The 23,723-nt window shown below is 65.9% G+C and carries 25 protein-coding genes; 8 read left to right on the top strand and 17 right to left on the bottom strand.

Annotated elements, in window-relative coordinates; genetic code table 11:
• Positions 1–32: 32 nt before the first annotated feature.
• Both pheT and pheS read right to left on the bottom strand, forming a co-directional pair.
• Positions 33–2,576, bottom strand: a complete 2,544-nt coding sequence (pheT, locus tag FYJ28_RS08770; RefSeq protein ID WP_326831615.1) for a phenylalanine--tRNA ligase subunit beta — start codon at positions 2,574–2,576, stop codon at positions 33–35.
• Entirely contained in the window at positions 2,577–3,653 is a 1,077-nt protein-coding gene (pheS, locus tag FYJ28_RS08765) for a phenylalanine--tRNA ligase subunit alpha (RefSeq protein WP_154579008.1), read from the bottom strand.
• 193 nt (positions 3,654–3,846) lie between these two features.
• Between pheS and FYJ28_RS08760 the strand changes: the two genes are divergently transcribed.
• The 4 genes from FYJ28_RS08760 (at position 3,847) to FYJ28_RS08745 (ending at position 6,292) form a co-directional block, all read left to right on the top strand.
• Positions 3,847–4,284: a hypothetical protein gene (locus FYJ28_RS08760; RefSeq protein WP_229780343.1), complete on the top strand. Its 438-nt coding sequence runs from the start codon at positions 3,847–3,849 to the stop codon at positions 4,282–4,284.
• 71 nt (positions 4,285–4,355) lie between these two features.
• Complete coding sequence (locus FYJ28_RS08755; protein WP_154579007.1) at positions 4,356–5,387, top strand: Rv2578c family radical SAM protein; 1,032 nt, start codon at positions 4,356–4,358, stop codon at positions 5,385–5,387.
• Positions 5,388–5,439: 52 nt separating this feature from the next.
• A complete protein-coding gene (locus FYJ28_RS08750; RefSeq protein WP_154579006.1) occupies positions 5,440–5,838 on the top strand; it encodes an ArsR/SmtB family transcription factor in 399 nt (132 codons plus the stop codon).
• A complete protein-coding gene (locus tag FYJ28_RS08745) occupies positions 5,807–6,292 on the top strand; it encodes an SRPBCC family protein (protein ID WP_154579005.1) in 486 nt (161 codons plus the stop codon). Before FYJ28_RS08750 ends, FYJ28_RS08745 begins: the two co-directional genes overlap by 32 nt.
• A gap of 28 nt (positions 6,293–6,320) precedes the next feature.
• Here the strand turns inward: FYJ28_RS08745 and FYJ28_RS08740 are convergent, their stop codons facing one another.
• A complete protein-coding gene (locus FYJ28_RS08740) occupies positions 6,321–6,767 on the bottom strand; it encodes a (deoxy)nucleoside triphosphate pyrophosphohydrolase (protein WP_326831614.1) in 447 nt (148 codons plus the stop codon).
• 173 nt (positions 6,768–6,940) lie between these two features.
• Here FYJ28_RS08740 and FYJ28_RS08735 point away from each other — a divergent pair, with 173 nt between their 5' ends.
• The gene (locus tag FYJ28_RS08735) at positions 6,941–8,182 is read left to right on the top strand and encodes an MFS transporter (RefSeq protein WP_154579004.1); all 1,242 of its coding nucleotides are present in this window, start codon (positions 6,941–6,943) and stop codon (positions 8,180–8,182) included.
• A gap of 42 nt (positions 8,183–8,224) precedes the next feature.
• Here FYJ28_RS08735 and FYJ28_RS08730 read toward each other — a convergent pair whose 3' ends face one another.
• The 4 genes from FYJ28_RS08730 to infC form a co-directional block, all read right to left on the bottom strand.
• Positions 8,225–9,127 carry a TrmH family RNA methyltransferase gene (locus tag FYJ28_RS08730; protein WP_154579003.1) on the bottom strand — a complete coding sequence of 301 codons (903 nt, stop codon included), beginning with the start codon at positions 9,125–9,127 and terminating at the stop codon, positions 8,225–8,227.
• Positions 9,128–9,145: 18 nt separating this feature from the next.
• Entirely contained in the window at positions 9,146–9,802 is a 657-nt protein-coding gene (rplT, locus tag FYJ28_RS08725; RefSeq protein WP_055240481.1) for a 50S ribosomal protein L20, sunset domain variant, read from the bottom strand.
• A gap of 119 nt (positions 9,803–9,921) precedes the next feature.
• The gene (rpmI, locus tag FYJ28_RS08720) at positions 9,922–10,116 is read right to left on the bottom strand and encodes a 50S ribosomal protein L35 (protein WP_055240480.1); all 195 of its coding nucleotides are present in this window, start codon (positions 10,114–10,116) and stop codon (positions 9,922–9,924) included.
• Between the two features lie 116 nt (positions 10,117–10,232).
• A complete protein-coding gene (infC, locus tag FYJ28_RS08715; protein ID WP_055240479.1) occupies positions 10,233–11,228 on the bottom strand; it encodes a translation initiation factor IF-3 in 996 nt (331 codons plus the stop codon).
• A gap of 382 nt (positions 11,229–11,610) precedes the next feature.
• On the opposite strand from infC, the gene FYJ28_RS08710 reads away from it, so the two are divergent.
• Positions 11,611–12,033, top strand: a complete 423-nt coding sequence (locus FYJ28_RS08710) for a DUF1844 domain-containing protein (protein ID WP_152969920.1) — start codon at positions 11,611–11,613, stop codon at positions 12,031–12,033.
• 59 nt (positions 12,034–12,092) lie between these two features.
• On the opposite strand, the gene FYJ28_RS08705 is transcribed toward FYJ28_RS08710, so the two are convergent.
• The 8 genes from FYJ28_RS08705 to FYJ28_RS08675 all read right to left on the bottom strand — a co-directional run bounded on the left by FYJ28_RS08705 (position 12,093) and on the right by FYJ28_RS08675 (position 18,187).
• Positions 12,093–13,406: an MFS transporter gene (locus FYJ28_RS08705; protein ID WP_326831613.1), complete on the bottom strand. Its 1,314-nt coding sequence runs from the start codon at positions 13,404–13,406 to the stop codon at positions 12,093–12,095.
• Positions 13,407–13,436: 30 nt separating this feature from the next.
• Positions 13,437–14,285, bottom strand: a complete 849-nt coding sequence (locus tag FYJ28_RS08700; RefSeq protein WP_154579001.1) for an SseB family protein — start codon at positions 14,283–14,285, stop codon at positions 13,437–13,439.
• Between the two features lie 5 nt (positions 14,286–14,290).
• On the bottom strand, positions 14,291–15,040 hold the full coding sequence (gene priA / locus FYJ28_RS08695; RefSeq protein ID WP_055240476.1) for a bifunctional 1-(5-phosphoribosyl)-5-((5-phosphoribosylamino)methylideneamino)imidazole-4-carboxamide isomerase/phosphoribosylanthranilate isomerase PriA: 750 nt from the start codon (positions 15,038–15,040) through the stop codon (positions 14,291–14,293).
• Positions 15,041–15,066: 26 nt separating this feature from the next.
• The gene (locus FYJ28_RS17115; RefSeq protein WP_195840634.1) at positions 15,067–15,222 is read right to left on the bottom strand and encodes a hypothetical protein; all 156 of its coding nucleotides are present in this window, start codon (positions 15,220–15,222) and stop codon (positions 15,067–15,069) included.
• 4 nt (positions 15,223–15,226) lie between these two features.
• Positions 15,227–15,862, bottom strand: coding sequence for an imidazole glycerol phosphate synthase subunit HisH (gene hisH, locus FYJ28_RS08690; RefSeq protein ID WP_055240475.1), 636 nt, complete (start codon positions 15,860–15,862; stop codon positions 15,227–15,229).
• Positions 15,859–16,476: an imidazoleglycerol-phosphate dehydratase HisB gene (gene hisB, locus FYJ28_RS08685; RefSeq protein WP_055240474.1), complete on the bottom strand. Its 618-nt coding sequence runs from the start codon at positions 16,474–16,476 to the stop codon at positions 15,859–15,861. The genes hisH and hisB overlap by 4 nt, the downstream gene beginning before the upstream one ends.
• A gap of 92 nt (positions 16,477–16,568) precedes the next feature.
• Positions 16,569–17,669: a histidinol-phosphate transaminase gene (locus tag FYJ28_RS08680; protein ID WP_326831612.1), complete on the bottom strand. Its 1,101-nt coding sequence runs from the start codon at positions 17,667–17,669 to the stop codon at positions 16,569–16,571.
• A 74-nt stretch (positions 17,670–17,743) separates the two neighbouring features.
• Positions 17,744–18,187 carry a LysM peptidoglycan-binding domain-containing protein gene (locus tag FYJ28_RS08675; protein WP_082413440.1) on the bottom strand — a complete coding sequence of 148 codons (444 nt, stop codon included), beginning with the start codon at positions 18,185–18,187 and terminating at the stop codon, positions 17,744–17,746.
• 431 nt (positions 18,188–18,618) lie between these two features.
• Between FYJ28_RS08675 and lexA the strand changes: the two genes are divergently transcribed.
• Positions 18,619–19,287 carry a transcriptional repressor LexA gene (gene lexA / locus FYJ28_RS08670; protein WP_152969985.1) on the top strand — a complete coding sequence of 223 codons (669 nt, stop codon included), beginning with the start codon at positions 18,619–18,621 and terminating at the stop codon, positions 19,285–19,287.
• Positions 19,288–19,343: 56 nt separating this feature from the next.
• Here the strand turns inward: lexA and FYJ28_RS08665 are convergent, their stop codons facing one another.
• Both FYJ28_RS08665 and hflX read right to left on the bottom strand, forming a co-directional pair.
• The gene (locus FYJ28_RS08665) at positions 19,344–21,380 is read right to left on the bottom strand and encodes an ATP-dependent DNA helicase (protein WP_154579000.1); all 2,037 of its coding nucleotides are present in this window, start codon (positions 21,378–21,380) and stop codon (positions 19,344–19,346) included.
• Positions 21,373–22,941, bottom strand: a complete 1,569-nt coding sequence (gene hflX / locus FYJ28_RS08660) for a GTPase HflX (RefSeq protein ID WP_154578999.1) — start codon at positions 22,939–22,941, stop codon at positions 21,373–21,375. The genes FYJ28_RS08665 and hflX overlap by 8 nt, the downstream gene beginning before the upstream one ends.
• Before the next feature lie 146 nt (positions 22,942–23,087).
• Between hflX and FYJ28_RS08655 the strand changes: the two genes are divergently transcribed.
• The gene (locus FYJ28_RS08655) at positions 23,088–23,699 is read left to right on the top strand and encodes a class I SAM-dependent methyltransferase (RefSeq protein WP_055240469.1); all 612 of its coding nucleotides are present in this window, start codon (positions 23,088–23,090) and stop codon (positions 23,697–23,699) included.
• The last annotated feature ends 24 nt before the right edge of the window (positions 23,700–23,723 follow it).

The raw sequence follows: 23,723 nt of genomic DNA, 5'->3' as shown, positions 1-23,723 counted from the left end.
TCCGGCGGGGCTCTGCGCTTTTTCAGGTGGAACTACCGCTGCACGGCACCAAAACGCTCGGCAGCCAGCGCGACGGCGGCGGCCCGGGATTCGGAGGCCTCGTCGGCGGTCAGCGTGCGGTCATCGGCGCGGAACCGCAGGGCAAAGGCGAGGGACTTGTGCCCCGGCTCGATGCCCTTGCCGGTGTAGACGTCGAACAGCGCGATGTCTTCCAGCAGGTCGCCGGCACCTTCACGCAGGGTTTCCAGCACGTACTCTGCTGGGATGTCTTCGCCCACAATGAGCGCGACATCCTGCGTGGTGGCCGGGTATGTGGAGATTTCCTTCGCCACGATGACGTCCGGAGCAGCATCGAACAGTGCATCGGCGTCGAGCTCCAGCGCCACGGTGCGGGCCGGCATGTCCCGGGCCGCGAGCAGCTTCGGGTGCAGTTCGCCCGCGTAGCCCACGGTTTCGCCGCTGCGCAGCGAGATCTTGGCGGTGCGTCCCGGGTGGAAGGCCTGGTGTTCACCCTGGCTGATCACCAGTTCGACGCCGAGCACGTCGCCCATGAGCCGGGCGGTGTCGACGGCGTCGGCCCAGTCCCAGGCACGCGGGGTGTGGCCGGCGCTGGCGGGTGATTCGTGGCCGGTGAAAAGCACGCCGATATGCAGCGGCTGGTCCGGGATTCCGTTGTAGAGGCCGTCGAGGACCTCTTCGGAGGGCTTGACACCCAGCGGCGGAATCGACTCGGTGCCGTTCTGCTCACCGGGAAGGAACACCAGTGCGGATTCGAAGAGCGCCAGGTCCCGGAAGCCGCGCGAGAGGTTCCGCTTGGCGACGTCGAACAGGCCCGGCAGCACCGAGGTGCGCAGGTAGCCGAACTCGGCGGAGAGCGGGTTGGCAAGCTTCACGGCCGGGCGTTCTTCGCCGGTCACCGGGGTGCCGAAGGTGTTGTTGTCCGCTTCGGTGACGAAGGGGTAGGACAGCACTTCGGTGAGGCCCGACGCCGCGAGGGACTGCTGCAGCCGGCGGCGCTGCTGCTGGACGCGGGTCAAGCCGCGGCCGGGAGGAGCAACCGGAAGGGTGGAGGGAATCTTGTCGTAGCCCACCAGCCGGATGATTTCCTCGGTGAGGTCCTCACAGGTTTCCAGGTCGGTCCGCCAGCTCGGGGGAACTACCCGGAAGCCGCCGTCGGCCTTTTCAACGTCTGCGCCCAAATCGGTGAGCGTGCCGGTGATCTGGTCCTCGGTGAACTCCAGGCCGATCAGCCTGGCCGGGAAGTCCGCCGGCAGGAAGATGCTGCGGGTTTCCGGTGCGGTTCCGGCGTCGGTGATGGATTCGTCGGCGGTGCCGCCGGCCAGTTCCACCAGGAGGTCGACGGCGCGCTGGGCAGCGATGTCCGCGACGTACCAGTCAACGCCGCGCTCGAAGCGCTTGGACGCCTCGGACGGGAGCTTGTGGCGGCGGCGCGAACGGCCAATCGAGACTTCCTCGAAGTGGGCGGCCTCAATCAGGACGTTCTGTGTGGCGTCGGAGACCTCGGTGGCATTGCCGCCCATCACGCCGGCGATGCCAATGGCACCGGAGCCGTCAGTGATCAGCAGGTCCTCGGGGTCCAGCGTGCGGACCTTGTCATCGAGGGTCTTCAGGGTCTCGCCCGGGTTGGCGCGGCGGACCACGATCTCGCCCGTGAGCTTGTCCAGGTCGTAGAAGTGCAGCGGCTGGCCGAGCTCGAGCATCACGTAGTTGGAGATGTCCACCACCAGCGAAATGGAGCGCATTCCAGCCAGGCGCAGGCGCGATGACATCCACGGAGGGGTCGGGCGGGACGGGTCGACGCCGCGGACGGTGCGGGCCACGAAGCGGTCGCAGCCGGCCTTGCCGTAGATCGGGGCTTCGTCGGCCAGGCGCACCGGGTACCCGGCGCCGTCGGCTTCCGGAACCTCCACCGTGGCGGCGGGGTCGGTGAACTTGGTGCCGGTGGCGTGGGCGTACTCGCGGGCAGCGCCGCGGATGGAGAAGACGTAGCCGCGGTCCGGGGTGACGTTGATTTCCGCCGCCTGGTCGTAGAGGCCCAGCAGCTCCATCGCGTCGGTGCCGACCTCGGGATCAAGTCCCAGGGTGGAGAGCACCAGGATGCCGTCGTGGTCTTCGCCGATGCCGAGTTCACGCACGGAGGCGATCATGCCGGCGGAAACGTGGCCGTAGGTCTTGCGCGGGCTGATCCGGAAATCACCGGGCAGCACGGCGCCGGGCAGGGTGACAACAACCTTGTCCCCCACCTCGAAGTTGTGCGCGCCGCAGACGATGCCCTGCACGCCGGACGGGTCAATGCCGTCACCGGTCAGCGTCTGCTCAGCGCCCTCCGGCACCACCCGGACGGAGCACCAGTTGATGGTCTTGCCGTTCTTCTGCGGCTCGGGCTCCTTGGAGAGCACCTGGCCGACCACGATCGGGCCCTGCAGTTCGTCGGTGGGACGGTGGACGTCCTCTTCCTCCAGGCCAACCTTGACCAGCTCTGCCATCACGTCTTCGGCGGTTGCATCCGCCGGCACCTGGGCGTACTCGCGCAGCCAGGAAAGTGGGATTCTCACTTAGATCTCCATCCCGAAGTGTTCGCTGAAACGTACGTCGCCTTCGATCATGTCCCGCATGTCGGATACTTCGTTGCGGAACATGAGGGCACGCTCAATGCCCATGCCAAAGGCAAAACCTGAATAGACCTCGGGGTCGATTCCCGCGGCGCGCAGCACGTTGGGGTTGACCATGCCGCAGCCGCCCCACTCGATCCAGCGCGGACCGCCCTTGGCGCCGGGGTGCCAGATGTCCAGCTCGGCGCTGGGCTCGGTGAACGGGAAGTAGTTCGGGCGCAGCCGTACCTTGGCTTCGTCGCCGAAGAGCACACGGGTGAAGTGCTCCAGGGTGCCGACCAGGTCTGCCATGGTGAGGCCCTTGTCGATCGCGAGGCCCTCGAACTGGTGAAACACCGGGGTGTGCGTGGCGTCGAGTTCATCGGTGCGGAACACCTTGCCGGGACACAGCACGTAGATCGGCAGGTCGCGCTCGAGCATTGAACGGACCTGCACCGGGGAGGTGTGCGTGCGCATCACCAGGTGCGCTTCGGGGGGCTCCACAAAGAAGGTGTCCTGCATTTCGCGGGCAGGGTGGTCCGGCTTGAAGTTCAGGGCGTCGAAGTTGAACCATTCGGATTCAACCTCGGGACCCTCGGCGATTTCCCAGCCCATGCCCACGAAGATGTCGCTGACGCGGTCCTGCAGGGTGGAGAGCGGGTGGCGTCCGCCCATGCGGCGGCGGCGCGGAGCTGCGGTGACGTCTACGGCTTCCTCGACGAGGATCCGGGCATCACGCTCAGCTTCAAGCTCAACGGTGCGGGCGGCGAGCGCCTGGTTGATTCGTCCGCGGGCCGGGCCAACAACCTTGCCGGCGGCGGCTTTCTGGTCCTTGGGCAGCGATCCGATCTGGCGGTTGGCCAGGGACAGCGGGGACTTCTCGCCGGTCACGGCGATGCGGACGTCCTTGAGGGCATCCAGGTCGGCTGCGGAGCTGATCGCGGCGAGCGCTGATTCAACGGCAGCGGCTATCGCTGTCTCATCAAGCGGATTGGGTGCCGCGTTGTCTGGGGAGTCCGTCCCCGGTATGGAATTCGACATGTACCGTTCTTACCTGTTTCCGGCCGTGTTGATGTGGGTGAAAGCAAAAGGGATGCTGCAGGCAAAGGTACGCAGCCTGCGGCTACCAGTCTAACCAACTAACGCCGTCCGCCCGGGCAGTGTGAAGACCGTCCGCTCACTTACCATGGGCAGCATGAGCCTTGCCCGGCAGTGTTTGTCCCGTAGACAGGCAATGCGCCGCGCACTGAATCTGGTCAACGGCACGACGGCGGCCGGCCTCCTGGTTGCCCGAATCGGCGGGGTGCCGGTGCATCGCGGCCCTGGCGGGCTGCTGCTGGCCGGGGGCTGGAAGCTGGGCCTTCCGCACGCAGCGGCGTTCACCGTCGGGAACGTGATCCTCTACCGTTCCCGCGTTGCCCAGGCGTTCGACGCCGCGCCCGCCTCCACGCTGCTGCGCCACGAGGCCGGGCACAGCTCCCAGTACGCCGTGCTTGGACTCGCGTTCCTGCCGCTCTACTTTGCTGCTGCGGGCTACTCCCGGCTGCGGACCGGGGACCCGGCGTCGTCGAACATTTTTGAAGTCCTGGCCGGGCTGGCCGACGGCGGCTACCGGCCCCCTCCTTCTTCCCCTCATCGAGATGGCAGAAAGTGCCCGAATAGGGGTGCCTAACGTGCAGTTTCTGCTATCTCGATGAGGGTGAGGGGTAGGCCATAATTCGAACGTATGTTCTAATTGGTCGCATGAGATGGCAGGAACAGGAACCAAAAGCAGCGCCGTCCGCTGACGCGCTGCTCCCCCTGCAGGGGCTGGTCCGGTCAGTACAGACACCGGGATTCGCGGGCGTGACTTTTCACGAGGTCCTCGCGAAATCCGTCCTGAACAAGGTTCCGAAGACTTCCTCCATGCCGTTCGGCTGGACGGTGAATCCCTACCGGGGCTGCAGCCACGCCTGCGTTTACTGCTTCGCCCGGAAGACACACAGCTACCTGGACCTGGATACCGGTGCCGACTTTGACAGCCAGCTCGTAGTCAAAACCAACGCCGGCGAGGTTCTGCGGAAGGAACTCGCCAAGCCGTCCTGGCAGTACGAACACGTGGCCATGGGCACCAACACCGATCCGTACCAGCGGGCCGAGGGCCGCTACAAGCTCATGCCGGACATCATCCGGGCGCTGGCGGACAGCGGAACTCCCTTCTCCATCTTGACCAAGGGAACCCTCCTCGCCCGCGATCTGCCGCTCCTGGCGGAGGCGGCACAACAGACCAGCATCAGCATGGGAATCTCCCTCGCCCTGCTGGATCCGGACCTGGCCCACCAGGTAGAGCCCGGAACCCCGTCACCCAAAGCGCGGCTGGACCTGATCCGGCGCATCCGGGATGCCGGCATGGACTGCAATGTGATGGCCATGCCGATCCTGCCGTGGCTGACCGACGGGGACGAGTCGCTGGACGCACTCTTTTCCGCACTGGCGGACGCCGGCGCCACGTCGGTCACGGCCGGCGCCCTGCACCTTCGCCCGGGAGCGCGCGAATGGTACAGGGAATGGCTCGCGCGCGACTATCCCCAGCTTTCGGCACGCTACGACCAGCTGTACGACGGCGGCACGTACGCATCGAAGGAATACCGCCAGTGGCTCGCGGGACGAATCACCCATTTCAAAAAGCGTCACGGGTTCGCCGGCAAGAACCAGTTCCTCGCCACACGGGGTGCAGCCCGGCCAGCCCCGAAAACTGCGGCGGGCCTGCCCGTGGCAGCCGGCACTCTCTTCTAATTTCTCCGGAGGTCTTGACCCGGTGCCGCGGCGAGTCCTAAGTTACAACCAAATGGTTGTAGATACGTTGCCTGAAGAAGCCGTGGACCGACTGTTCCACGCTTTGGCCGACAGCACCCGCCGCGACATACTGCGGCGTGCTGTAGCCGGGGAGTTGTCGGTTTCCCGGCTGGCCGAGGCCTACCCCATGAGTTTCGCGGCAGTGCAGAAACACGTTGCGGTCCTTGAGGCGGCGGGCCTGGTCACCAAGGAGCGCCGCGGGCGGGAACAGCTCGTGTGCACCACGCCGGATGCCGTTGAGCAGGCCCGCCTGGCACTGGATGCGCTGGCAGAAGCCTGGGAAGGACGGCTGAACCGGATGTCGGAACTGCTGGCACAGCACTCCGGCGCCAGGAAAAACCCTGAAGGGACGAACCATCATGAGCCTGAGAAGCATCGACAAGGACTATGACGCGCTGACCATCACTGCACTGGCAGACTTTGACGCCTCGCCTGAACAGGTCTGGGAGCTGTGGGCGGATCCCCGGAAGCTCGAACGCTGGTGGGGTCCGCCAACCCACCCCGCCACGGTCCAGCAGCACGATTTCTTTCCGGGCGGAGCAGTCACGTATTTCATGACAGGCCCCGACGGCGAGACATATCACGGCTGGTGGGACATGACGTCTGTAGACCCGGTGACACATCTGCAGTTCCGGGACGGTTTTGCGGACAAAGACGGAACGCGGCGGCTGGACATGCCGGTTTCCACGGCCTCGGTCACGTTCTCCGGCAGCGGCGCAGGCACCGTGATGGAGATGGTGACGTCCTTTGCGGACCGGAACCAGATGGAGGAACAGATCAGCATGGGTGCCGTGGAAGGCGCGGCATCGGCCATGGCGCAAATGGACAGCGTCCTGGCAGGATGACGCAGGCGGTTCCCGCCGGACGCCTCAGCTACAGGGAAGGGTTCTCTACTCCGGCCGCCCGGAGCACCGCGGAAACGATGGGAAGGTCAGCGGGAATCCAGGCCAGGTGCGCCAGTTCCGGGGAATCAAGGCGGACCCAGCGCAGCTCATCATGGTCCTCGAGCGGCTCAGGCTTTCCGGCGGAAACCTCAACCAGCCATACCCGCATCGCGGCTTTGGCGTTCAGGGGCCAGCCCTGGTGCAGCGGTCCGGCTACCTCGGCGCCCAGAACCACCTCAATGCCCAGTTCTTCGGTGAGCTCACGGTGCAGGGCAGCTTCGCAGGACTCCCCCGGCTCAACCTTGCCCCCGGGAAACTCCCACATCCCGGCATAGGCTTCGGGCGCGGTCCGGCGGGCGGCCAGCAGGCTCCGTGGCTGCGCCAGATCATCGACGATGGCGGCTCCGACTACCTGCTTCAGTTCTGAATTCGACACAGATCGAGTCTACGGTGCCCGCTGTCCTAGAATTGGAAGGAACGGCATCGTGGCCGTTTGGCCCCCGGTCCACGGCAGCGTTCAGTCTTCGCCCTGGCCACGGGCCCGCCAAACGCGACCGTGCCTTTTCACGGCTCCGCGGCAACCGCTGATCTGAAAGCCCCCCCGCACTTATGCCTTCCCTGCGCGTAGCGACGCCCAAAACCCGCAACGTTTCCCTGGCCATCACCGCCCTTGCCGCCGGCGGCTTTGCCATCGGCACCACCGAGTTCGCCATTATGGGACTGCTCCAGGAGATGGTCGCCGAACTGGGTGTCTCCGTCCCCGAAGGCGGGCACGTCATCTCCGCTTACGCCCTCGGCGTCGTTGTTGGTGCGCCTCTTCTTGCAGCCGCCGGTGCCAAGATGCCCCGCAAGTGGCTGGCCCTGGGACTGATGGCATTCTTCGCCGTAGCCAATCTCTCTTCCTTCATTGCCCCGGACTACGGGTGGCTGCTGGTCACCCGGTTCCTCTCGGGGCTGCCGCACGGTGCCTTCTTCGGCGTCGCGGCCGTCATCGCGGCCTCCCTGGTGGCACCCACAAAACGCGGCTGGGCAATCTCGATGGTCATGCTCGGGCTGAGCATCGCCAACGTGATCGGAGTGCCCTTCGCCACCTGGCTGGGACAACTGGCCGGCTGGCGCTGGATGTTCGTCCTGGTGGGCGCCATTGCCCTGCTGACTGTCGCTCTGGTGGCATGGTTCGTGCCGTTCCAGGCCGCGCACCCGGATGCCAGCATCAAACGTGAGCTGAGCGCCCTGCGCCGCATGCAGATGTGGCTGGCCCTCCTTGTGGGCACCGTCGGTTTCGGCGGATTCTTCGCGGTCTACACCTACATCTCCCCCACCATGACCGAAGTTGCGGGTTTCTCCATGGGAGTGCTGCCGCTAATCGTTGGGCTTTACGGTGTGGGCCAGGTAGTGGGCAACATTGTGGGCGGCCGGATCGCCGACCGCTCCGTGATGGGCAGCATCTACGCCGTCCTGGCCGGCACCGTCCTGATCCTGGCCTTGTACGCCTGGGGTGTGCAGTACAAGGCAGGAGCGATCGTGCTGGTCTTCCTGGTGGGCGCTATTGGTTCCGCACTGACACCGGCCCTGCAGACCCGGCTTCTGGACGTTTCGCCCGGAGCGGCATCGCTGGCGTCGTCACTGAATCACGCCGCCCTGAACATGGCCAACGCGCTGGGCGCCATGGCCGGCGGCCTGGTTATCGCCTGGGGCTGGGGCTTCCGCTCCCCTGCAATCGTTGGGGCCGTTCTGGCCCTGCTGGGACTCGGAGTGGCGCTGCTCAGCGGGGCCCTGGACCGTCGCCGTTCGGTGACCGCACCGCTCCAGGATGAGCCTGCTGAGCCCGCACCGTCTACGTCGCACTAGCGGGCTCCGCCCGTGCTGGCCGCGGGTGCCTGCAGGTTCGTGTCAGCGGTTCTGGGCCCGGGCTGAGGCGTAAAGGCAGACGGTGGCTGCCGTGCCCACGTTGAGGCTTTCGGCCTGCCCGTAGACGGGGACCGCCACACGGAAATCAGCGGACGAGAGTTCAGTATCGGAGAGTCCCTGGGCTTCGTTGCCGAACAGCCAGGCTGTCGGGTTTTCGAGGCGGGGTCCGGCAGCCGCAGGGTCCGCGGCCTCCGGCGCCAGGCGACGCAGCGCAGAGGCGTCCTGCAGCGCGTCGAGGTCCTCGCTGCCATAGCCGTCGGCAGCAAGAACGGTAATCCCGGCTTCCTTCACGGCTTCAGCCAGTTCCTCGAACTCGACGCCGGTGACAACCGGCAAATGGAACAGGGAGCCTACGGTGGAGCGCACGGCTTTGGGGTTGTAGATATCCACGCTGGAGGCAGTCAGCACAACGGCATCCGCTCCGGCAGAGTCTGCGGCACGCAGGATGGTCCCCGCGTTGCCCGGATCACGCACCTCGCACATAACCGCCAGCAGCTTCGGCCGGGTGCCAAGGACATCCTGCAGGGTAGGCGACGGGATGCGGCAGACGGCCACAATTCCCTGCGGTGAGACCGTATCCGCCATGGCCGCCAGCACTTCATCCGTGGCCAGGCGCAGTGCCGCGCCCTCAGCGAGTTCTTCAAGCTCCGGGAGACGCTCGAGACACGCCTGGGTCGCGTAGGCCTCGACGACGACGCCGGGACGGCCTGCTGCCAGCGCGTCGCGGTGGGCAACGAGCGCCTCACGGACGGCCTGCGGACCTTCGGCCAGGAAACGGCCGGTCTTTAAACGCGCCGGACGCCCCGCCAGCTTCGCTGCTTCCTTCACCCGATCAGCTCGGGGATTGGACATCAGCGGCGCTGGGGAGCGTCCGGCGTCAAACATATTCAGCAGGTACCGAAATTAGCCCTGGAACTTCTGGCGGTTTTCGCCGCCAGCAGGCTCCAGGCCGGCAGCCTTGGCTGCTTCCACGGAGTTGAACCAGTACTCAGCTTCGGTCTGCTCGTACCAGGTGGAACCCGGAACGTGGTACTTGCCGGTTGCGGCACCCTTGATGACGTAGCCCTCAGGAGCTTCGCCTTCGGAGGCCTTGAAGCCGCCGTCAACAACAGTGGCAGTCGCAGCCGGAGCGCTCTTTGCAGCAGCCTTGGCAGCAGGCTTCTTCGCAACCGGAGCTGCAGCGGCAGCCGGAGCGGAGGTGTCGGACGGCAGGGCATCCTTGGCAACCTGAACCAGGGTGGCGAACGCGTTGGCGTCGTTCACGGCCAGCTCGGCGAGCATACGGCGGTCAACCTCGATCTCAGCAGCCTTCAGGCCCTGGATCAGGCGGTTGTAGGTGAGGCCGTTGGCGCGGGAAGCAGCGTTGATGCGCTGGATCCACAGGCGGCGGAAGTCACCCTTGCGCTTGCGGCGGTCGCCGTAGCTGTACACATACGAGTGCAGCAGCTGCTCTTTGGCCTTGCGGACCAGGCGCGAACGCTGTCCGCGGTAGCCCTTTGCGCGCTCGAGGATTACCCGACGCTTCTTATGGGCGTTAATCGCCCGCTTCACACGTGCCACGTGCGTACTCCTTAGAAATAGTCCCGCGCACACTACCGGTGCTGCGGCCCGTCCTGGGCCGCGGGAAAGTTAGTTGATTGGTGGAGCAGTCCCTATGCCGGACCGCCCGAAAAAGATGGTTACTTGCCGAGCATCTTCTTGATGACCTTGGCCTCGCCCGGGGTGACGATCTTGTCACCGGCGAGACGGCGGGTCAGGCGGGAGGACTTGTGCTCCAGGTAGTGGCGGCGGTTGGCCTGCTGGCGCTTGAGCTTGCCGGTGCCGGTCAGCTTGAAGCGCTTCTTGGCGCCACTGTGGGTCTTCATCTTCGGCATGGGAACCGATCTCCTTATAGTTTCCGCGGTACGAACCCGCGGGGATATGGGCACCTGTAACGGGTGCCAGGGTTTCCTAGGGACGCCTGGGCGTTCTTAGCGGTTTGCGCGGTGGCTTACTCCGCAGTACCAGGCTTCTTCTGGCCGGAGGCTCCCTGTGAGGGTGCCTTGCCAGCAGGCTTGGGCGCGGCGGCCGGCTTCGGCCGGGCAGCAGGCTTCGGCGCGGACGGCTTGACGGCCGTCGGCTTGGGCACTGCCATCGGCTTCGGCGCTTCAGCCGGCTTGGCTGCAGCAGGAGCTGCTGCTGCCGGCTTGGCAGCCTGTGCCGGCTTGGCGGCTGCAGCCTTGGCTGCTTCCTCCGCACGGCGGGCATCTGCGGCAGACTTGTCTGCTGCAGCCTTGGCTGCCTGGGCTGCCTTTTCCTTCTCGGCCTTTTCCTTCTCAGCACGGGCCTTGTCGGCCTCTGCTGCGGAGGAGCCAAGACGCAGGCCGTCCGGCAGGAGGTCTGCCAGGCTCTGCGTCATCGGGGCCTTTTCGGCACTGGTATCAACCCGTGCCGGGGCTTCGCCCTTCTTGGCGGCTTCGTTGGCGGCCTTTGCCTCGGCGCGCTGTGAGGCGCGGCGGGCTTCAGCCTTGGCTTCTGCCTTGTTCTTCAGGGGGCCGATCACCATGACCATGTTCCGGCCGTCGATGCGGGGGCTGGATTCAACCACACCGACCTCGGCGACGTCTTCGGCGAACTTCTGCAGCAGGCGGATGCCCATTTCAGGGCGCTGCTGCTCACGTCCGCGGAACTGGATCATGGCCTTGACCTTGTCACCCGCGCCGAGGAAGCGGAGGGCGTGCCCGCGCTTGGTCTCGTAGTCGTGGGTGTCGATCTTGAGGCGGAAACGGATTTCCTTGAGGACCGTGTTGGTCTGGTTCTTGCGTGCCTCACGTGCCTTGACTGCGGCTTCGTACTTGTACTTGCCGAAGTCCATTAGTTTGCACACCGGGGGCTTCGCCTGCGGTGCTACCTCAACAAGATCCAGGTCGGACTCCGCAGCCAGTCGCAGGGCGTCCTCGATCCGGACCACACCTACCTGTTCCCCGGCAGGTCCTACCAACCGCACCTCAGGGACACGGATCCGATCATTGATTCTTGGCTCGCTAATGTTGCAGCTCCTGTTTGACTCAAAACGGCTACCGCCTGCAACTGAAGAAGGCCCCCAATTGCACGCGCAATCGGAGGCCTCGGGGATCGGCCGGCACGGCTTTCGCTGCGCACTTTCCTTCGCAGCCACCCGAAGGTGCTGCCCTGGAAGGGCCGACCAGAACCCGGCAACTCTGATCCTGCCGTTAGGCTGGATTAATCAGGCTGACGCGGGTGGGAGAGTCTCCGCTTGCATACCGGTCCTGTTACTTACAAAAGCAGCCCACTTTGCTGAGTTTCCCCAGCTGCCGCGAGCTGCCGTAAATAACGTCTACCGGTCGGTCTGTGACAAGCTTACCAGTATGAGTACCCCACAGAGCAATCCGGCTGGCGATTCTGCCCGCCATTCCTTCCCCGGAACCACCGAAGAAGCACACAGCCACGCAGAGGCACCCGTCTCCGCGCAGGTCCGTGACATCGCCGAGGTGCCCGCCGTGGAAGTTATCACCACCGCAGCCGTCCACCTGATGAGCGCAGCTGCCGTTAAGTGCGGGCTGGCCGAAGGCGCCGACGCTGAAGACCTGAAGGACCTGGACGAGGCCCGCAAGCTGATCACCGCACTCGCAGGGTTCGTCACCGCTGCCGCACCGGAGATCGGCAGCCAGCACGCCGGTCCGTTGCGCGACGGCCTGCGCTCCCTGCAGCTGGCCTTCCGTGAGGCTTCCATGGTTCCGGACGCCCCGGGCCAGGGACCGGGCGAGAAGTTCACCGGCCCCGTCAACTGATTCAGATACCCAAAGAGCCCGAAGAGCATGCTCTTCGGGCTCTTTTGTGTCTGCGGCAGCTAGACGCGGACGCGCCGCGAGTTCACCACGGCACGGGTCCCAAGGGTAATCAGTACCAGGAGGGCAGCGGCCGTGCCCGCGAAGGCGAATCCGGCCCACGGGCCCACAAAGTCGATCGCCATACCCACCAGCGGCGCACCAATCGCGGTGCCCGTGGTGAGGGCCGAGCCGTACCAGCCCATGGCTTCTCCGCGGCGCTCCTCCGGGACCAGGTCAGCCACGCGTTCCGAGGCCGCGGACAGCACCGGTGCACACAGCAGGCCGCCGGGAATTGAGAGCAGGGCAAGGCTGATCGTATCCGTGGCCAGGGACATGGGCAGGGTCAGCACTGCCATGGCCAGCAGCAGGAGCATCGGCGAAATACGCCGCTTCATCGCTCCGTAAACGAGGCCTCCAATCAGCGAGGCGAAGCACCACACGGCGAAGACGATCCCCAGCTGTCCGGGATTTCCGGAGGCTTCCACCGATGCCACGATGCCGACGTCGCTGCCCGCCAGCAGCAGGCCGGCACCGGCGGCTACCGCGAACACCACTGCAACGCTGAGGGTCATCCAGGAGAAGCCGGCGGCGACCCGGGCCAGCAGGCCTCGGCGCAGGTTTGGATCCTCTTCCTCAGCGGCTGCACCGGCCGCCTGGGTAAGTTCGGCAGCCGGCTCGCTTAGGTGCGCCGGGGCCGAACTGACCACTGCGGCAGCGGCCGCTTCGACGTCGTGGTCCGGCAGCTCCAGCGTCTCGGAACGGGTGGGCGGGTTGAACCACATAAGGAACAAGCCGGCGCCTGCCGTACAGATTCCCACCAGGGTAAGGCCGACGGCGGTGGAGACGGAGGTCGCCAGGACGGCACCAACGGCGGGACCGCCCATATACACGACTTCCGTGGCGATCGAGTCCAGGGTGAACGCCGTCCGCCGCTTGTCTCCTTTGGCGAGAACGCCGAGCGACTGGCGGACCACGCTGAAGACGGGCAGCGTAAACAGGCCGCCGATCAGCGCCAGGACAAGCAGCCATTCGTAGCTCACGTGCGGCGCAACCGACCAGATGACAGCTTCGGAAATCACGGAGGGAATCAGGGCCTTGCGCAAGCCAACGTTGTCCACGCGGCGTCCGCGCCACGGTGCGCCAACAGCAATGCCGATTGTCACAAGTGCGGCCACGGCACCTGCTGCGGCGTAGCCCTTCTCCAGGGTCAGCACCACATGGAGGGTCAGCAGCACACCCGCTGCTGCGTGCGGGAAGCGGGCGAGCATACCAACAAGGAGCACCCTGCGGACCGGGACAATGGCCAGCAGGTCCCGGTAAACACTAAAGTTCACTGCACTTCTCTTCTGGCCCGCCTGGGCCGGTCAGCGCGTGATCTTCATTTCAAGGGAGTCGACGCGCTCAACGAATTCTGGATGGCTGGCTAGGCGCTGCTGCAGGGCTGCTGCAAGGGACTGGACGCCAGCCGCGTCAAGCCCTGGGGCCAACTGGAGGGTGATCCTCAGTTCCGGCCCGGCGCCGCCGCCGGAAACCAGCGTACCTCCTGCGGTACGGGAGGTTACGCCGGTGCCGGCACTGAGCCGGACCTGGCGTACCGCCGACTCCTGCGCCGCTGCATCGGACACTATTCCGGCCAGGGACCCGTCCTCATAGGACGGCACCCATTCGCGCTGCTGCGCCAGTGCCCACATGGCCGGCCGGCGCACCACGAAGGTGATGTCGCCGCCCGGATCAATCACCAGCAGCTGGGCTTCCTCGGAGACAGCCGAAAGCGCTGCCCGGGGCGCATAGACCGCCACCGGGCGTGCCTCGGGGTGCCAGTGAGCCAGCGCATCAACGGAGGAAAAAACCGGCAGTGCCTTGCGTCCGTCCGGTGCGGTAAGGGTCACAAGGGCAAGGTCGGCTTCCTTGTCCGCCGCCAGCCCGTGTGCGGACTCGGCGTCCTCCCCCAGCGTCGCGATAATCGCCACATACACCCGCGCCGTGGCCAGCGACCTGACCACGTCGGCTTCCGAACCGGTTCCTGCCGTGAGAGCCGCTACAGCACTGGTGTAGCCGGCGTCGGGCTGGCCGTCGTCCTTGTCGAACCGGTGCAGCGGGTTGCCTTCGCCCTCGAGGCTTCGGCCGGCCCAGGGGACACCGGCTGAATCCGCCGGTCCCCCGGCCGCAGCCAGGGCGGCCGCAATATGCCCGGGCAGTTCGCGCTTGGCCATGGCTTCTAGCGTTCCGGGTGGCCCGCGACGTCGAACGCCTGGGGAAGCGTGAAGGCACCGGCATACAGCGCCTTGCCCACGATCGTTCCCTCCAGGCCCAGCGGCACGAGTTCACGCAGGGCAGCCAGGTCGTCGAGGCTGGAGATGCCGCCGGAGGCAACAACCGGGCGGTCGGTCCGGGCGAGCACGTCGCGGAGCAGGTCCACGTTCGGCCCGCGCAGGGTGCCGTCCTTCGTGACGTCGGTGACTACGTAGCGGGGGCAGCCGGCATCTTCGAGGCGGGCCAGGACCTCCCAGAGATCGCCGCCTTCCTTGGTCCAGCCGCGGGCTGCCAGGGTGGTGCCGCGGACATCAAGCCCGACGGCGATCGCGTCTCCGTAGCGGGCAATGGCGCTGGCGGTCCACTCCGGATTTTCAAGGGCCGCGGTGCCGAGGTTGACGCGGCGGGCACCGAGCTCCAGGGCCTTGTCCAGCGACTCGTCGTCACGGATGCCGCCGGAGAGCTCCACCTTGATGTCCAGTGCTTCGACAACACGCTTGAGCAGGGGCAGGTTGCTGCCGCGGCCGAAGGCTGCGTCCAGGTCCACCAGGTGCACCCACTCCGCGCCGTCGTTCTGCCATGCCATGGCGGCGTCCAGCGGGTCGCCGTAGCTGGTCTCCGAACCTGCCTCGCCCTGGACCAGGCGGACGGCCTGGCCGTCGGCAACGTCCACGGCGGGGAGCAGTTCGAGGATGGGCGTTTCTGTGAGGGACATGGTCCTGCTTTCGGTGACGTACCGGCTCAGAGGCCGAGGGTAAGGACATAGGCGCCGAGCAGGGACATTCCTGCGAGCACCCAAAAACTGATGGTGACGAAACGCGGCAGGCCCTGCCGGCGGAAGGAGATGGCTCCGCCGATGAGCAGACCGGCCAGGCCCATAAGAACAACACTCCACATGGCTTTAGCCCAGACCCTTCAACCAGTTTTCGAGGAGGGCAGCGCCGGCGTCACCGGATTTTTCCGGGTGGAACTGAGTGGCGCTGAGCGGACCGTTCTCCACTGCGGCGACAAAAGGTCCGCCATGGTTGGACCAGGTCACCAGCGGCGGCTGCATGGCCGGCTGGGTGACGTCGAAGTCCCATTTCTGCACGCCGTAGCTGTGTACAAAGTAGAACCGCTCATCCTCTATGCCGGCGAACAGGCGGGACCCTTCGGGAGCCTGGACAGTGTTCCATCCCATGTGCGGAACGACGTCTGCTGCCAGGCGCTCCACGACGCCCGGCCACTCGCCCATGCCCTGAGTCCGCACACCGTGCTCGACTCCCTCATCAAAGAGGACCTGCAGGCCAACGCAAATGCCCAGCACGGGCCGGCCGCCGGCGACGCGGCGTCCGATCATCCGCAGGGCGTCTACGTCCCTGAGTCCCTTCATCACCGCTGCGAAGGCACCGACTCCCGGGACGACCAGTCCGTCGGCCTCGAGCACGTCAGCAGACTTGGAACTGAGCGTGACGCTGGCGCCTGCCCGCTCCAGTGCCCGGACGGCCGAGTGGATGTTCCCGGAGCCATAGTCCAGGACGGTGACGTTGCGGCTCACAGCGCGCCCTTCGTGGAGGGGATGCCCTCGACGCGGGGATCGGGTTCGACGGCGGCGCGGAGGGCACGGGCAAACGCCTTGAACTGTGCCTCGACGATGTGGTGCGGATCGCGCCCGCCCAGCACGTTCATGTGCAGGCAGATCTGGGCGTGCAGCGTGATCGCTTCGAAAACGTGGCGGGTCAGGGAGCCAGTGAAGTGCCCGCCGATCAGGTGGTATTCCTGGCCGGCCGGTTCACCGGAGTGCACCAGGTAGGGGCGTCCGGAAATGTCCACGACGGCGTTGGCAAGGGCTTCATCCAGCGGCACGGTAGCTTCGCCGAACCGGCGGATGCCGGCCTTGTTGCCCAGCGCGGTTTTCAGCGCCTCACCGATGCTGATCGCGACGTCCTCCACGGTGTGGTGGGCGTCGATGTGGGTGTCCCCGGTGGCCTTGACGGTCAGGTCAATCAGGGAGTGCTTCGAGAGTGCCGTCAGCATGTGGTCGTAGAACGGCACCGAGGTGCTGATATCCGAACGGCCGGTGCCGTCCAGATCCAGTTCTACAAGCACGGATGATTCGCTGGTGGTCCGCTCGAGGCGGGCCGTGCGGCCGGTGGCGGTCTCCACGGTCATAAAGGTTCCTTAGGAAGAAGTCGGTCTGGTTACCAGTCTAGTGTTTGCGGCGCCGGGAACTCACGCCGCACCTGGCCCGGGCCGTCATGGTGCTACGCAGAGAGCAGGCTGCGCAGGGCGGAGAGGAAGGCAGTGGTTTCCGCTTCGGTGCCGGCAGTGACGCGCAGGTGTCCGGGGATGCCTACGTCGCGGATGAGGACACCGGCGTCGAGCAGTCCCTGCCAGACCTTCCGGGGGTTCTCCAGTCCGCCGAAGAGCACGAAGTTGGCATCCGACTCCGCCGGCTGCAGGCCCATTTCGGTCAGCTCTGCGACGATCCGGTCACGCTGGCCCTTGATGTCTTCAACGTTGGCAAGCAACGAGCCGGCGTGGGCCAGCGCAGCGTTGGCTGTTGCCTGGGTGACTGCGGACAGGTGGTACGGGAGGCGGACCAGCCGGAGCGCATCGGTAACTTCCGGCGCCGCGGCCATGTAGCCAAGGCGTGCACCTGCCAGCGCGAACGCCTTGCTCATGGTCCGGGAGACGATCAGTCGTTCCCGGCCCGGCAGGAGCTGCAGGGCACTGGGCGTTCCGGCATGCGAGAACTCGGCGTAGGCCTCGTCAACGATGACAATCGCATTGCTGGCCTTCCCTGCCTCATAGACGGCTTCCACCACATCGAGGCCCAGGGCCGTGCCCGTGGGGTTGTTCGGGGTGCAGAGGAAGACAATGTTCGGCTTGGCTACCCGCACCTGCTCTGCCGCTGATTCAGGGCTGAGGGTGAAATCTACTGCCCGGACGCCGGTCAGGTAGGCGGTGCCGGTTCCGCTGGAAAGCAGCGGATACATGGAGTAGGTGGGCGGAAAGCTCATTGCTGTCCGGCCCGGCCCGCCGAATGCCTGCAGAATGTGCTGGAGGACTTCGTTGGACCCGTTGCCTGCCCAGATGTTTTCGATCGCCAGGCCGTGGCCAAGATAGGCGGCGAGGCGTTTGCGCAGTTCGGTGAACTCCCGGTCGGGGTAGCGGTTGAGCCCGGCTACGGCGTCGCGTACCGAGTCCGCAATAGCCTCAGCGACCTCCTGCGGCAGCCCGTGGGTGTTCTCGTTGACGTTCAGCAGGATCGGCACTTCCAGCTGCGGCGCACCGTAGGGGGTCTGGCCCCTCAGGTCGTCGCGCAGGGGAAGTCGGTTCAGTTTTTCCAGCTGTTCAGTCACCCGTACAGCTTAAGGCGCTGCCCGGCGGGCTGCAGAATCCGCAGTAACGTGACGGCCGGTATTGTCCCCGAAAACTAGCCGGCGACGGGGATGTAGAGCTGCACGCCGGCCGGAACCACCGCGTCGGAGAGGTTATTCAGTTCCATGATGTCTGCCACCACTGCCCGGGGGTCCCGTTCGGGAGCGTATTCCGTGGCGAGGCTCCACAGGCTGTCCCCGGTGCTGACGCTGACCTGCTGGGTCCGGGTCAGTTCCCCGCTGCCGCTCGCTGCCAGGGCAGGCGCGGTGAAGAAGCCAATAAAGGTGAGCAGCGCGGCCCCACCCAGCAGGACGGGAGCACCGATGAGCAGGAGCCGGCCGCGGCGGGTGAGCCGCAGCGGACCGGAGTCAGCTGCGCGGCGCGGCGCTGCAGTCCTGGTGGAATCCTGGTGACGGACAGCGTTGGAGGACGCGGGGGTGGAGCGGGCGGAGCGGATGTGGCCCAGGGAAGCACGGGGTGCCGCGAACTGAACTGACATGGCAAAACCTTTCCGGCTCGAGTCCGTTCCCCCGGCCGGCATTCTCGCGGCTTCGAAACTGGATTCGAACAGTTGGCGTACGTGAATCGAACATGTATTCGATTCCTGCTGTTTCCTTTTCTAGCATCTATCTACGAACGATGTCGAGACTCACTCGAACAAATGTTTGAAAATGACCTGCCGCTCCCCTAGCGTGGGTATCGGCAGGAAACCTTCGGTTTGGCTGCCGGTCAGGACAGTTGCATCCGCCCGCGGGTGTTTGTGTCCAGTCCGGCAGTTCCGTTCGGAGTAAAGAGAAACACCCGCCACTGACATTGCCGCCAATCCGGTTAGCCCGGAACGCTCGAAGGGAAGCCGAAGTGCCCCGTAGGACTAACTCCGATGGCAGCCCGGCTGCCGCTGCTGCGGCTGATTCTTCGCGCCCCCGGGCGCTGACCCCGCGGCAGAAGAAGATCCTCGAAACCATCCAGGCGTCGGTAAGCACCAACGGCTACCCGCCGTCGATGCGCGAAATCGGCGACACCGTGGGACTGGCGAGCCTCTCCAGCGTGACGCATCAGCTGAGCCAGCTGGAGAAGATGGGTTACATCCGCCGCGATCCCAAGCGCCCCCGCGCCATGGAAATCCTGGTCCCGCTGCTGATGCACAAAGAGCCGCAGGGCACCGAATCATCGGCACCGGACGGCACCGCCGCTGCGTCTGTCACTGAGCTCACTACAGCCGTGGACACGGCAATGGTCCCGCTTGTTGGGCGGATCGCCGCCGGCGGGCCCATCCTGGCCGAGCAGGTGGTGGAGGAAATGGTTCCGCTTCCCCGCCAGCTGGTCGGGCACGGCGAACTGTTTATGCTCCGTGTCTCCGGAGACTCCATGGTCGACGCCGCCATCTGCGACGGGGACTGGGTAGTGGTGCGCAGGCAGCAGACGGCGGAAAACGGGGACATTGTTGCCGCTCTCCTGGACGACGAAGCCACGGTCAAGACCTTCCGGCAGCGCAACGGCCACACCTGGCTCCTGCCGCAGAACACCCGCTACGAGCCGATCATGGGCGACCACGCGACCATCATGGGCAAGGTCGTTTCAGTGATGCGGTCCCTCTAGGGATTCCAGGTTCCTCCGGGGGTTCAGGGCGGCGGCACAAGCCGGCCCCGGCGCGGCTAGGCGTCCGCGCGCTGTCCGGTGTTCAGCCGCTCCAGAATGCCCAGGGCGACGGTCCTGTCGGTAGTGGACCAGAACGGCGGCAGAGCCGCACGCAGGAACCCTCCATACCTGGCCGTTGCCAGCCGTGAATCAAGCACAGCGACCATGCCCCGGTCCCCCGCGGCGCGGATAAGCCGGCCGGCGCCCTGGGCAAGCCGGACTGCGGCATGGGTCGCAGAGACGGTCATAAACCCGTTTCCGCCTGCCTTGGCCACCGCACGGGTGCGGGCTGTCATCAGCGGGTCATCCGGCCGGGGGAACGGGATCCGGTCAATGACCACCAGCCGGCAGGCGTCACCGGGCACGTCGACTCCCTGCCAGAGGGACATTGTTCCAAACAGACACGTCGAATCCTCCTCCGCGAACTGCTTCACGAGGGCGGACATTGAGGACTCACCCTGGCAGAGAATCGGGAAATCCACTTTGTCCCGGAGCGCAGCAGCAGCATCCTCCGCCGCACGGCGCGAGGAGAAGAGTCCCAGTGCCGCGCCTCCGGAAGCCTTCAGCAGCGCTTCAAGTTCGGCCAGCTGTGCCGGCGACGTGCCGCGGTCGGGCTTGGGCAGGTCACGCGCGACGTACAGCACACCCTGGCGCGGGTAGTCGAACGGACTTCCGACGTCGGTGCCCGTCCAAGCGGGAGCGCCGGCACCGCTCAGGCCCAGCCCGCCGGCCACGGGCCCAAACTCCGAGCCAATAGCGAGCGTGGCCGAGGTGAGCACAACAGTGTGCCCGTCAAACAGTCCGTCCCTCAGCCGGCCGGCCACCGAAATCGGTGCCACGTTGAGCGTTGCAGGTGCCGACTCGTCCGGCGGCGAATAGCCCTCCCCCGGCGAGAAAGTGCTGGGACGTGAAGCCCACAGGACCTCACCGGATTCCGGAGCTTCGAGCACGCGCTCACAGAGTTCAAGTACCGCGAGGAGGCGGGACCGCGCCATCTGGCGCCCGCCGTCGCCGGCGTCGCCGCCTTCCGGCTTGGAGTCCGATAATGCAACCCGGCACGCCTCGCGTACCCGGGCCACTGCCAGCTGCTGTTCCTCGTTGAGCCCGGTGGGCAGCAGGCCGGCGGGAATGCCCTCAACCGAAAGATCGAACGCCCGGCCCGCGGCGGCCAGCTCCTCGACCGACGCCGATGTGTGCTTGCGGGCGGCCGTCACGGCTGCGCTGATGACCGTGCCGGAGAGCTGACCGGTGACTGCGCCCGTGACCCGGTCCTGGAGCTCATGGGCCTCGTCAATCACCACAACGTCGTAATCCGGCAGGACGGCAAGTCCTTCGAAGGCGCTGATGGCGAGCATTGCGTGGTTGGTGATCACCAGGTCGGCGACGGCAGCCTTCGCCCTGGCCTGTTCGCTGAAGCAGTGTTCTGCGACGGGGCAGCGCTGGGCGCCCAGGCATTCCATGGCGGTGACGGAGACCTGCCGCCAGGCGCGGTCGCTGACTCCAGGGAGGAGTTCGTCGCGGTCGCCCGTCTCGGTTTCCTCTGCCCATTCACGCAGCCGGACAACCTCACGCCCGAGCGCCGAGGTGGCTCCGGGCGCCGGGGCAGGATGCGGGACGGCCTTTTCCTCACTCAGGGAGAACAGCGCTCCGGGGTCGTCGTCGTCGGGGAAGCCGCCTCCGGTCTTATGCACGCAGACGTAGTTGCTGCGCCCCTTCAGCAGGGCAACGTCCACATCCCGGGGCAGCTTGGGCTTCAGGGCAGTCAGCAGGCGCGGTACGTCGCGGCCGACGATCTGTGCCTGCAGCGCCAGGGTAGCCGTGGAGACAAGAGCCGGTTTACTGCTTTGCAGCGCATGGTGGATCAGGGGCACCAGGTAGGCAAGTGACTTGCCGGTGCCGGTTCCTGCCTGAACCAGGAGGTGCTGACCCGACTCAATCGATTCAGCAACTTCCCGGGCCATTTGCTGCTGTCCCGGACGCTGCTGTCCGCCCATGGCTGCAATGGCGGTCTCCAGCAGGTCCAGGACCTCCGCAGCGATGTCTTTCTTAGGCATGGTTGAGGAACGGCTCCAGCTCCGGAGCCAGCGAATCGCGGACCTTGACCCTCATCCGGGTACCGCTTTCCTCATGTTCAAGCGAAAGAATTTCGGCGTCCTGACTGTGCAGGCGGGAAACGACGTCGCCGCGTTCGTAGGGAACCATCAGGTCCAGTTCCACGCCGGGCCGGGGAATTCCTTCGGAGATGGCCTGGAGGAGTTCCTCAATGCCCTCTCCGGTGCGGGCCGAGACCACCACGGTCCGCGGTTCCCGCTGGCGCAGCCGTTCGATGACGAACGGGTCGGCGGCGTCAGCCTTGTTCAGCACGATGATCTCGGGGATCCGGCGGGCGTCAACATCGGCCAGGACGGAACGCACGGCCGCGATCTGTCCTTCAGGATCCGGGTGGGAGGCATCCACTACGTGCAGGATCAGGTCGGCGTCGGCAACTTCTTCCAGGGTGGACCGGAAGGCTTCCACCAGCTGGGTTGGCAGGGAGCGCACAAATCCCACGGTGTCAGCCAGCGTGTAACCCAGTCCGTCCGGGGTTTCGGCTCGGCGGATGGTCGGATCCAGGGTGGCGAACAGTGCGTTCTCCACCAGGACCCCTGCATCCGTGAGCCTGTTCAGCAGCGAGGATTTTCCTGCGTTCGTGTAGCCGGCAATCGCCACGGACGGGATCTGGTTCCGCTGGCGGTTTGCACGCTTGGTTTCCCGGGCGGGCTTCATGCCGGCAATCTCGCGGCGCAGCTTGGCCATGCGGGTGCGGATCTTCCGGCGGTCAAGTTCGATCTTGGTTTCACCGGGGCCGCGCGATCCCATACCTGCTCCGGCACTGCCGACCTGTCCACCGGCCTGGCGGGACATCGATTCGCCCCAGCCGCGCAGACGCGGAAGGAGGTATTCAAGCTGGGCCAGCTCAACCTGGGCCTTGCCCTCGCGGGACTTGGCGTGCTGGGCGAAGATGTCCAGGATCAGCGCGGTGCGGTCAATGACCTTCACCTTGACAATGTCTTCCAGCCCGCGTCGCTGGGAGGGCGAAAGTTCGCTGTCCACAATGACGGTGTCCGCGCCGGTAGCCATCACAACGTCCTTGAGTTCCTGCGCCTTGCCTGACCCCAGGAAGGTTCCGGGGTCCGGCTTCAGCCGGCGCTGGATCATCCCGTCCAGCACTTCGGAACCGGCTGTTTCGGCCAGTGCGGCCAGTTCACGCAGCGAGTTCTCGGCGTCGGCGGCCGTACCCTCGGTCCACAGTCCGGCCAGGACAACCCGTTCCAGCCGAAGCTGCCGGTACTCAACCTCGGTGACGTCTTCAAGCTCTGTGGAGAGACCGGCAACACGCCTGAGGGCGCGGCGGTCCTGAAGGTCCTGCTGATCCCCGTCGAAGTCAGAGTGCTCCGCTTCCTGGGCCGACAGCGCCTGTGCCTGGCCGCGGAATCCGCCGGCCGGCGTAACGCTCTGCTTGGCAGCAGCAGCGTCGTCCTTTGCCAGGATCCGGTCGATGACACCCTGGATTTCTTCGGGCTTCAAGTCCGTGGGCGTCGAGCCGGCGGCGGGACGGGAATTGTTGATGGTCATAATCTCCTTAGAAGCGGTGTTAACCATGGTAGGCCAGTGGACCCACATTGTGGCGGGAGTCCGCGAGGTTGTGCAACAGAGGTAAGGGAGGGCTGGAGGACCTCTGCGTGCATCCGGCGGCCGTCCAGCCACTAACCTTGATAGTTATGGGTTCAGAGCATTACTTCAGTTCACAGCCGGCGACGCCGGAGGTCCGCAGGCCGCTGTCTGTCACCTTGGCAGGACGCGAGGTCACCCTCGCCACTTCCGGCGGGATCTTCTCTCCTGACGGTGTTGATAAGGGAACGCAGGTACTGCTCTCCGGTATTCCCGATCCGGCTGCCGAAGGCAACCTGCTGGACATTGGTTGCGGCTGGGGCCCGATCGCGCTGACCATGGCCCTGAAATCGCCCGCAGCGCAGGTGTACGCGGTGGACGTGAACGAGCGCTCCCTGGGCCTCACACGTGACAATGCCGCCACGCTGGGACTCTCCAATGTCCACGCCAGCCTGCCCGCCGACGTCGACCCGTCCCTTCGGTTCGAGACCATCTGGTCCAACCCGCCCATCCGGGTCGGCAAGGATGAGCTGCATGCCCTGCTGCTGCTGTGGCTGCCGCGGCTGGCACCGGACGGAACCGCCTGGCTGGTGGTCCAGAAGAACCTTGGGTCGGATTCGCTTCAGCGCTGGCTGGCGGAGAACCTGGGCGCGGACTTCAGCGTGAGCCGGTACAGCACCGCGAAGTCCTTCCGCATTATCAAGGTCCAGCGCAGCGCCTGACCGGCCCTTTCCCGGACCCGCCTC

It is taken from the genome of Arthrobacter sp. BL-252-APC-1A, assembly GCF_009696625.1.
Taxonomy (GTDB): domain Bacteria; phylum Actinomycetota; class Actinomycetes; order Actinomycetales; family Micrococcaceae; genus Arthrobacter_B.
This window is presented reverse-complemented; position numbering and strand designations above follow the sequence as displayed.

Coding starts and splice junctions, on each gene's coding strand:
- pheS (WP_154579008.1), bottom strand. CDS start 3,653: ATGTCGAATTCCATACCGGGGACGGACTCCCCAGACAACGCGGCACCC.
- FYJ28_RS08760 (WP_229780343.1), top strand. CDS start 3,847: ATGCGCCGCGCACTGAATCTGGTCAACGGCACGACGGCGGCCGGCCTC.
- FYJ28_RS08755 (WP_154579007.1), top strand. CDS start 4,356: ATGAGATGGCAGGAACAGGAACCAAAAGCAGCGCCGTCCGCTGACGCG.
- FYJ28_RS08750 (WP_154579006.1), top strand. CDS start 5,440: ATGGTTGTAGATACGTTGCCTGAAGAAGCCGTGGACCGACTGTTCCAC.
- FYJ28_RS08745 (WP_154579005.1), top strand. CDS start 5,807: ATGAGCCTGAGAAGCATCGACAAGGACTATGACGCGCTGACCATCACT.
- FYJ28_RS08735 (WP_154579004.1), top strand. CDS start 6,941: ATGCCTTCCCTGCGCGTAGCGACGCCCAAAACCCGCAACGTTTCCCTG.
- FYJ28_RS08730 (WP_154579003.1), bottom strand. CDS start 9,127: ATGTTTGACGCCGGACGCTCCCCAGCGCCGCTGATGTCCAATCCCCGA.
- rpmI (WP_055240480.1), bottom strand. CDS start 10,116: ATGCCGAAGATGAAGACCCACAGTGGCGCCAAGAAGCGCTTCAAGCTG.
- FYJ28_RS08710 (WP_152969920.1), top strand. CDS start 11,611: ATGAGTACCCCACAGAGCAATCCGGCTGGCGATTCTGCCCGCCATTCC.
- FYJ28_RS08700 (WP_154579001.1), bottom strand. CDS start 14,285: ATGGCCAAGCGCGAACTGCCCGGGCATATTGCGGCCGCCCTGGCTGCG.
- priA (WP_055240476.1), bottom strand. CDS start 15,040: ATGTCCCTCACAGAAACGCCCATCCTCGAACTGCTCCCCGCCGTGGAC.
- FYJ28_RS17115 (WP_195840634.1), bottom strand. CDS start 15,222: ATGTGGAGTGTTGTTCTTATGGGCCTGGCCGGTCTGCTCATCGGCGGA.
- hisB (WP_055240474.1), bottom strand. CDS start 16,476: ATGACCGTGGAGACCGCCACCGGCCGCACGGCCCGCCTCGAGCGGACC.
- FYJ28_RS08675 (WP_082413440.1), bottom strand. CDS start 18,187: ATGTCAGTTCAGTTCGCGGCACCCCGTGCTTCCCTGGGCCACATCCGC.
- FYJ28_RS08665 (WP_154579000.1), bottom strand. CDS start 21,380: ATGCCTAAGAAAGACATCGCTGCGGAGGTCCTGGACCTGCTGGAGACC.
- hflX (WP_154578999.1), bottom strand. CDS start 22,941: ATGACCATCAACAATTCCCGTCCCGCCGCCGGCTCGACGCCCACGGAC.
- FYJ28_RS08655 (WP_055240469.1), top strand. CDS start 23,088: ATGGGTTCAGAGCATTACTTCAGTTCACAGCCGGCGACGCCGGAGGTC.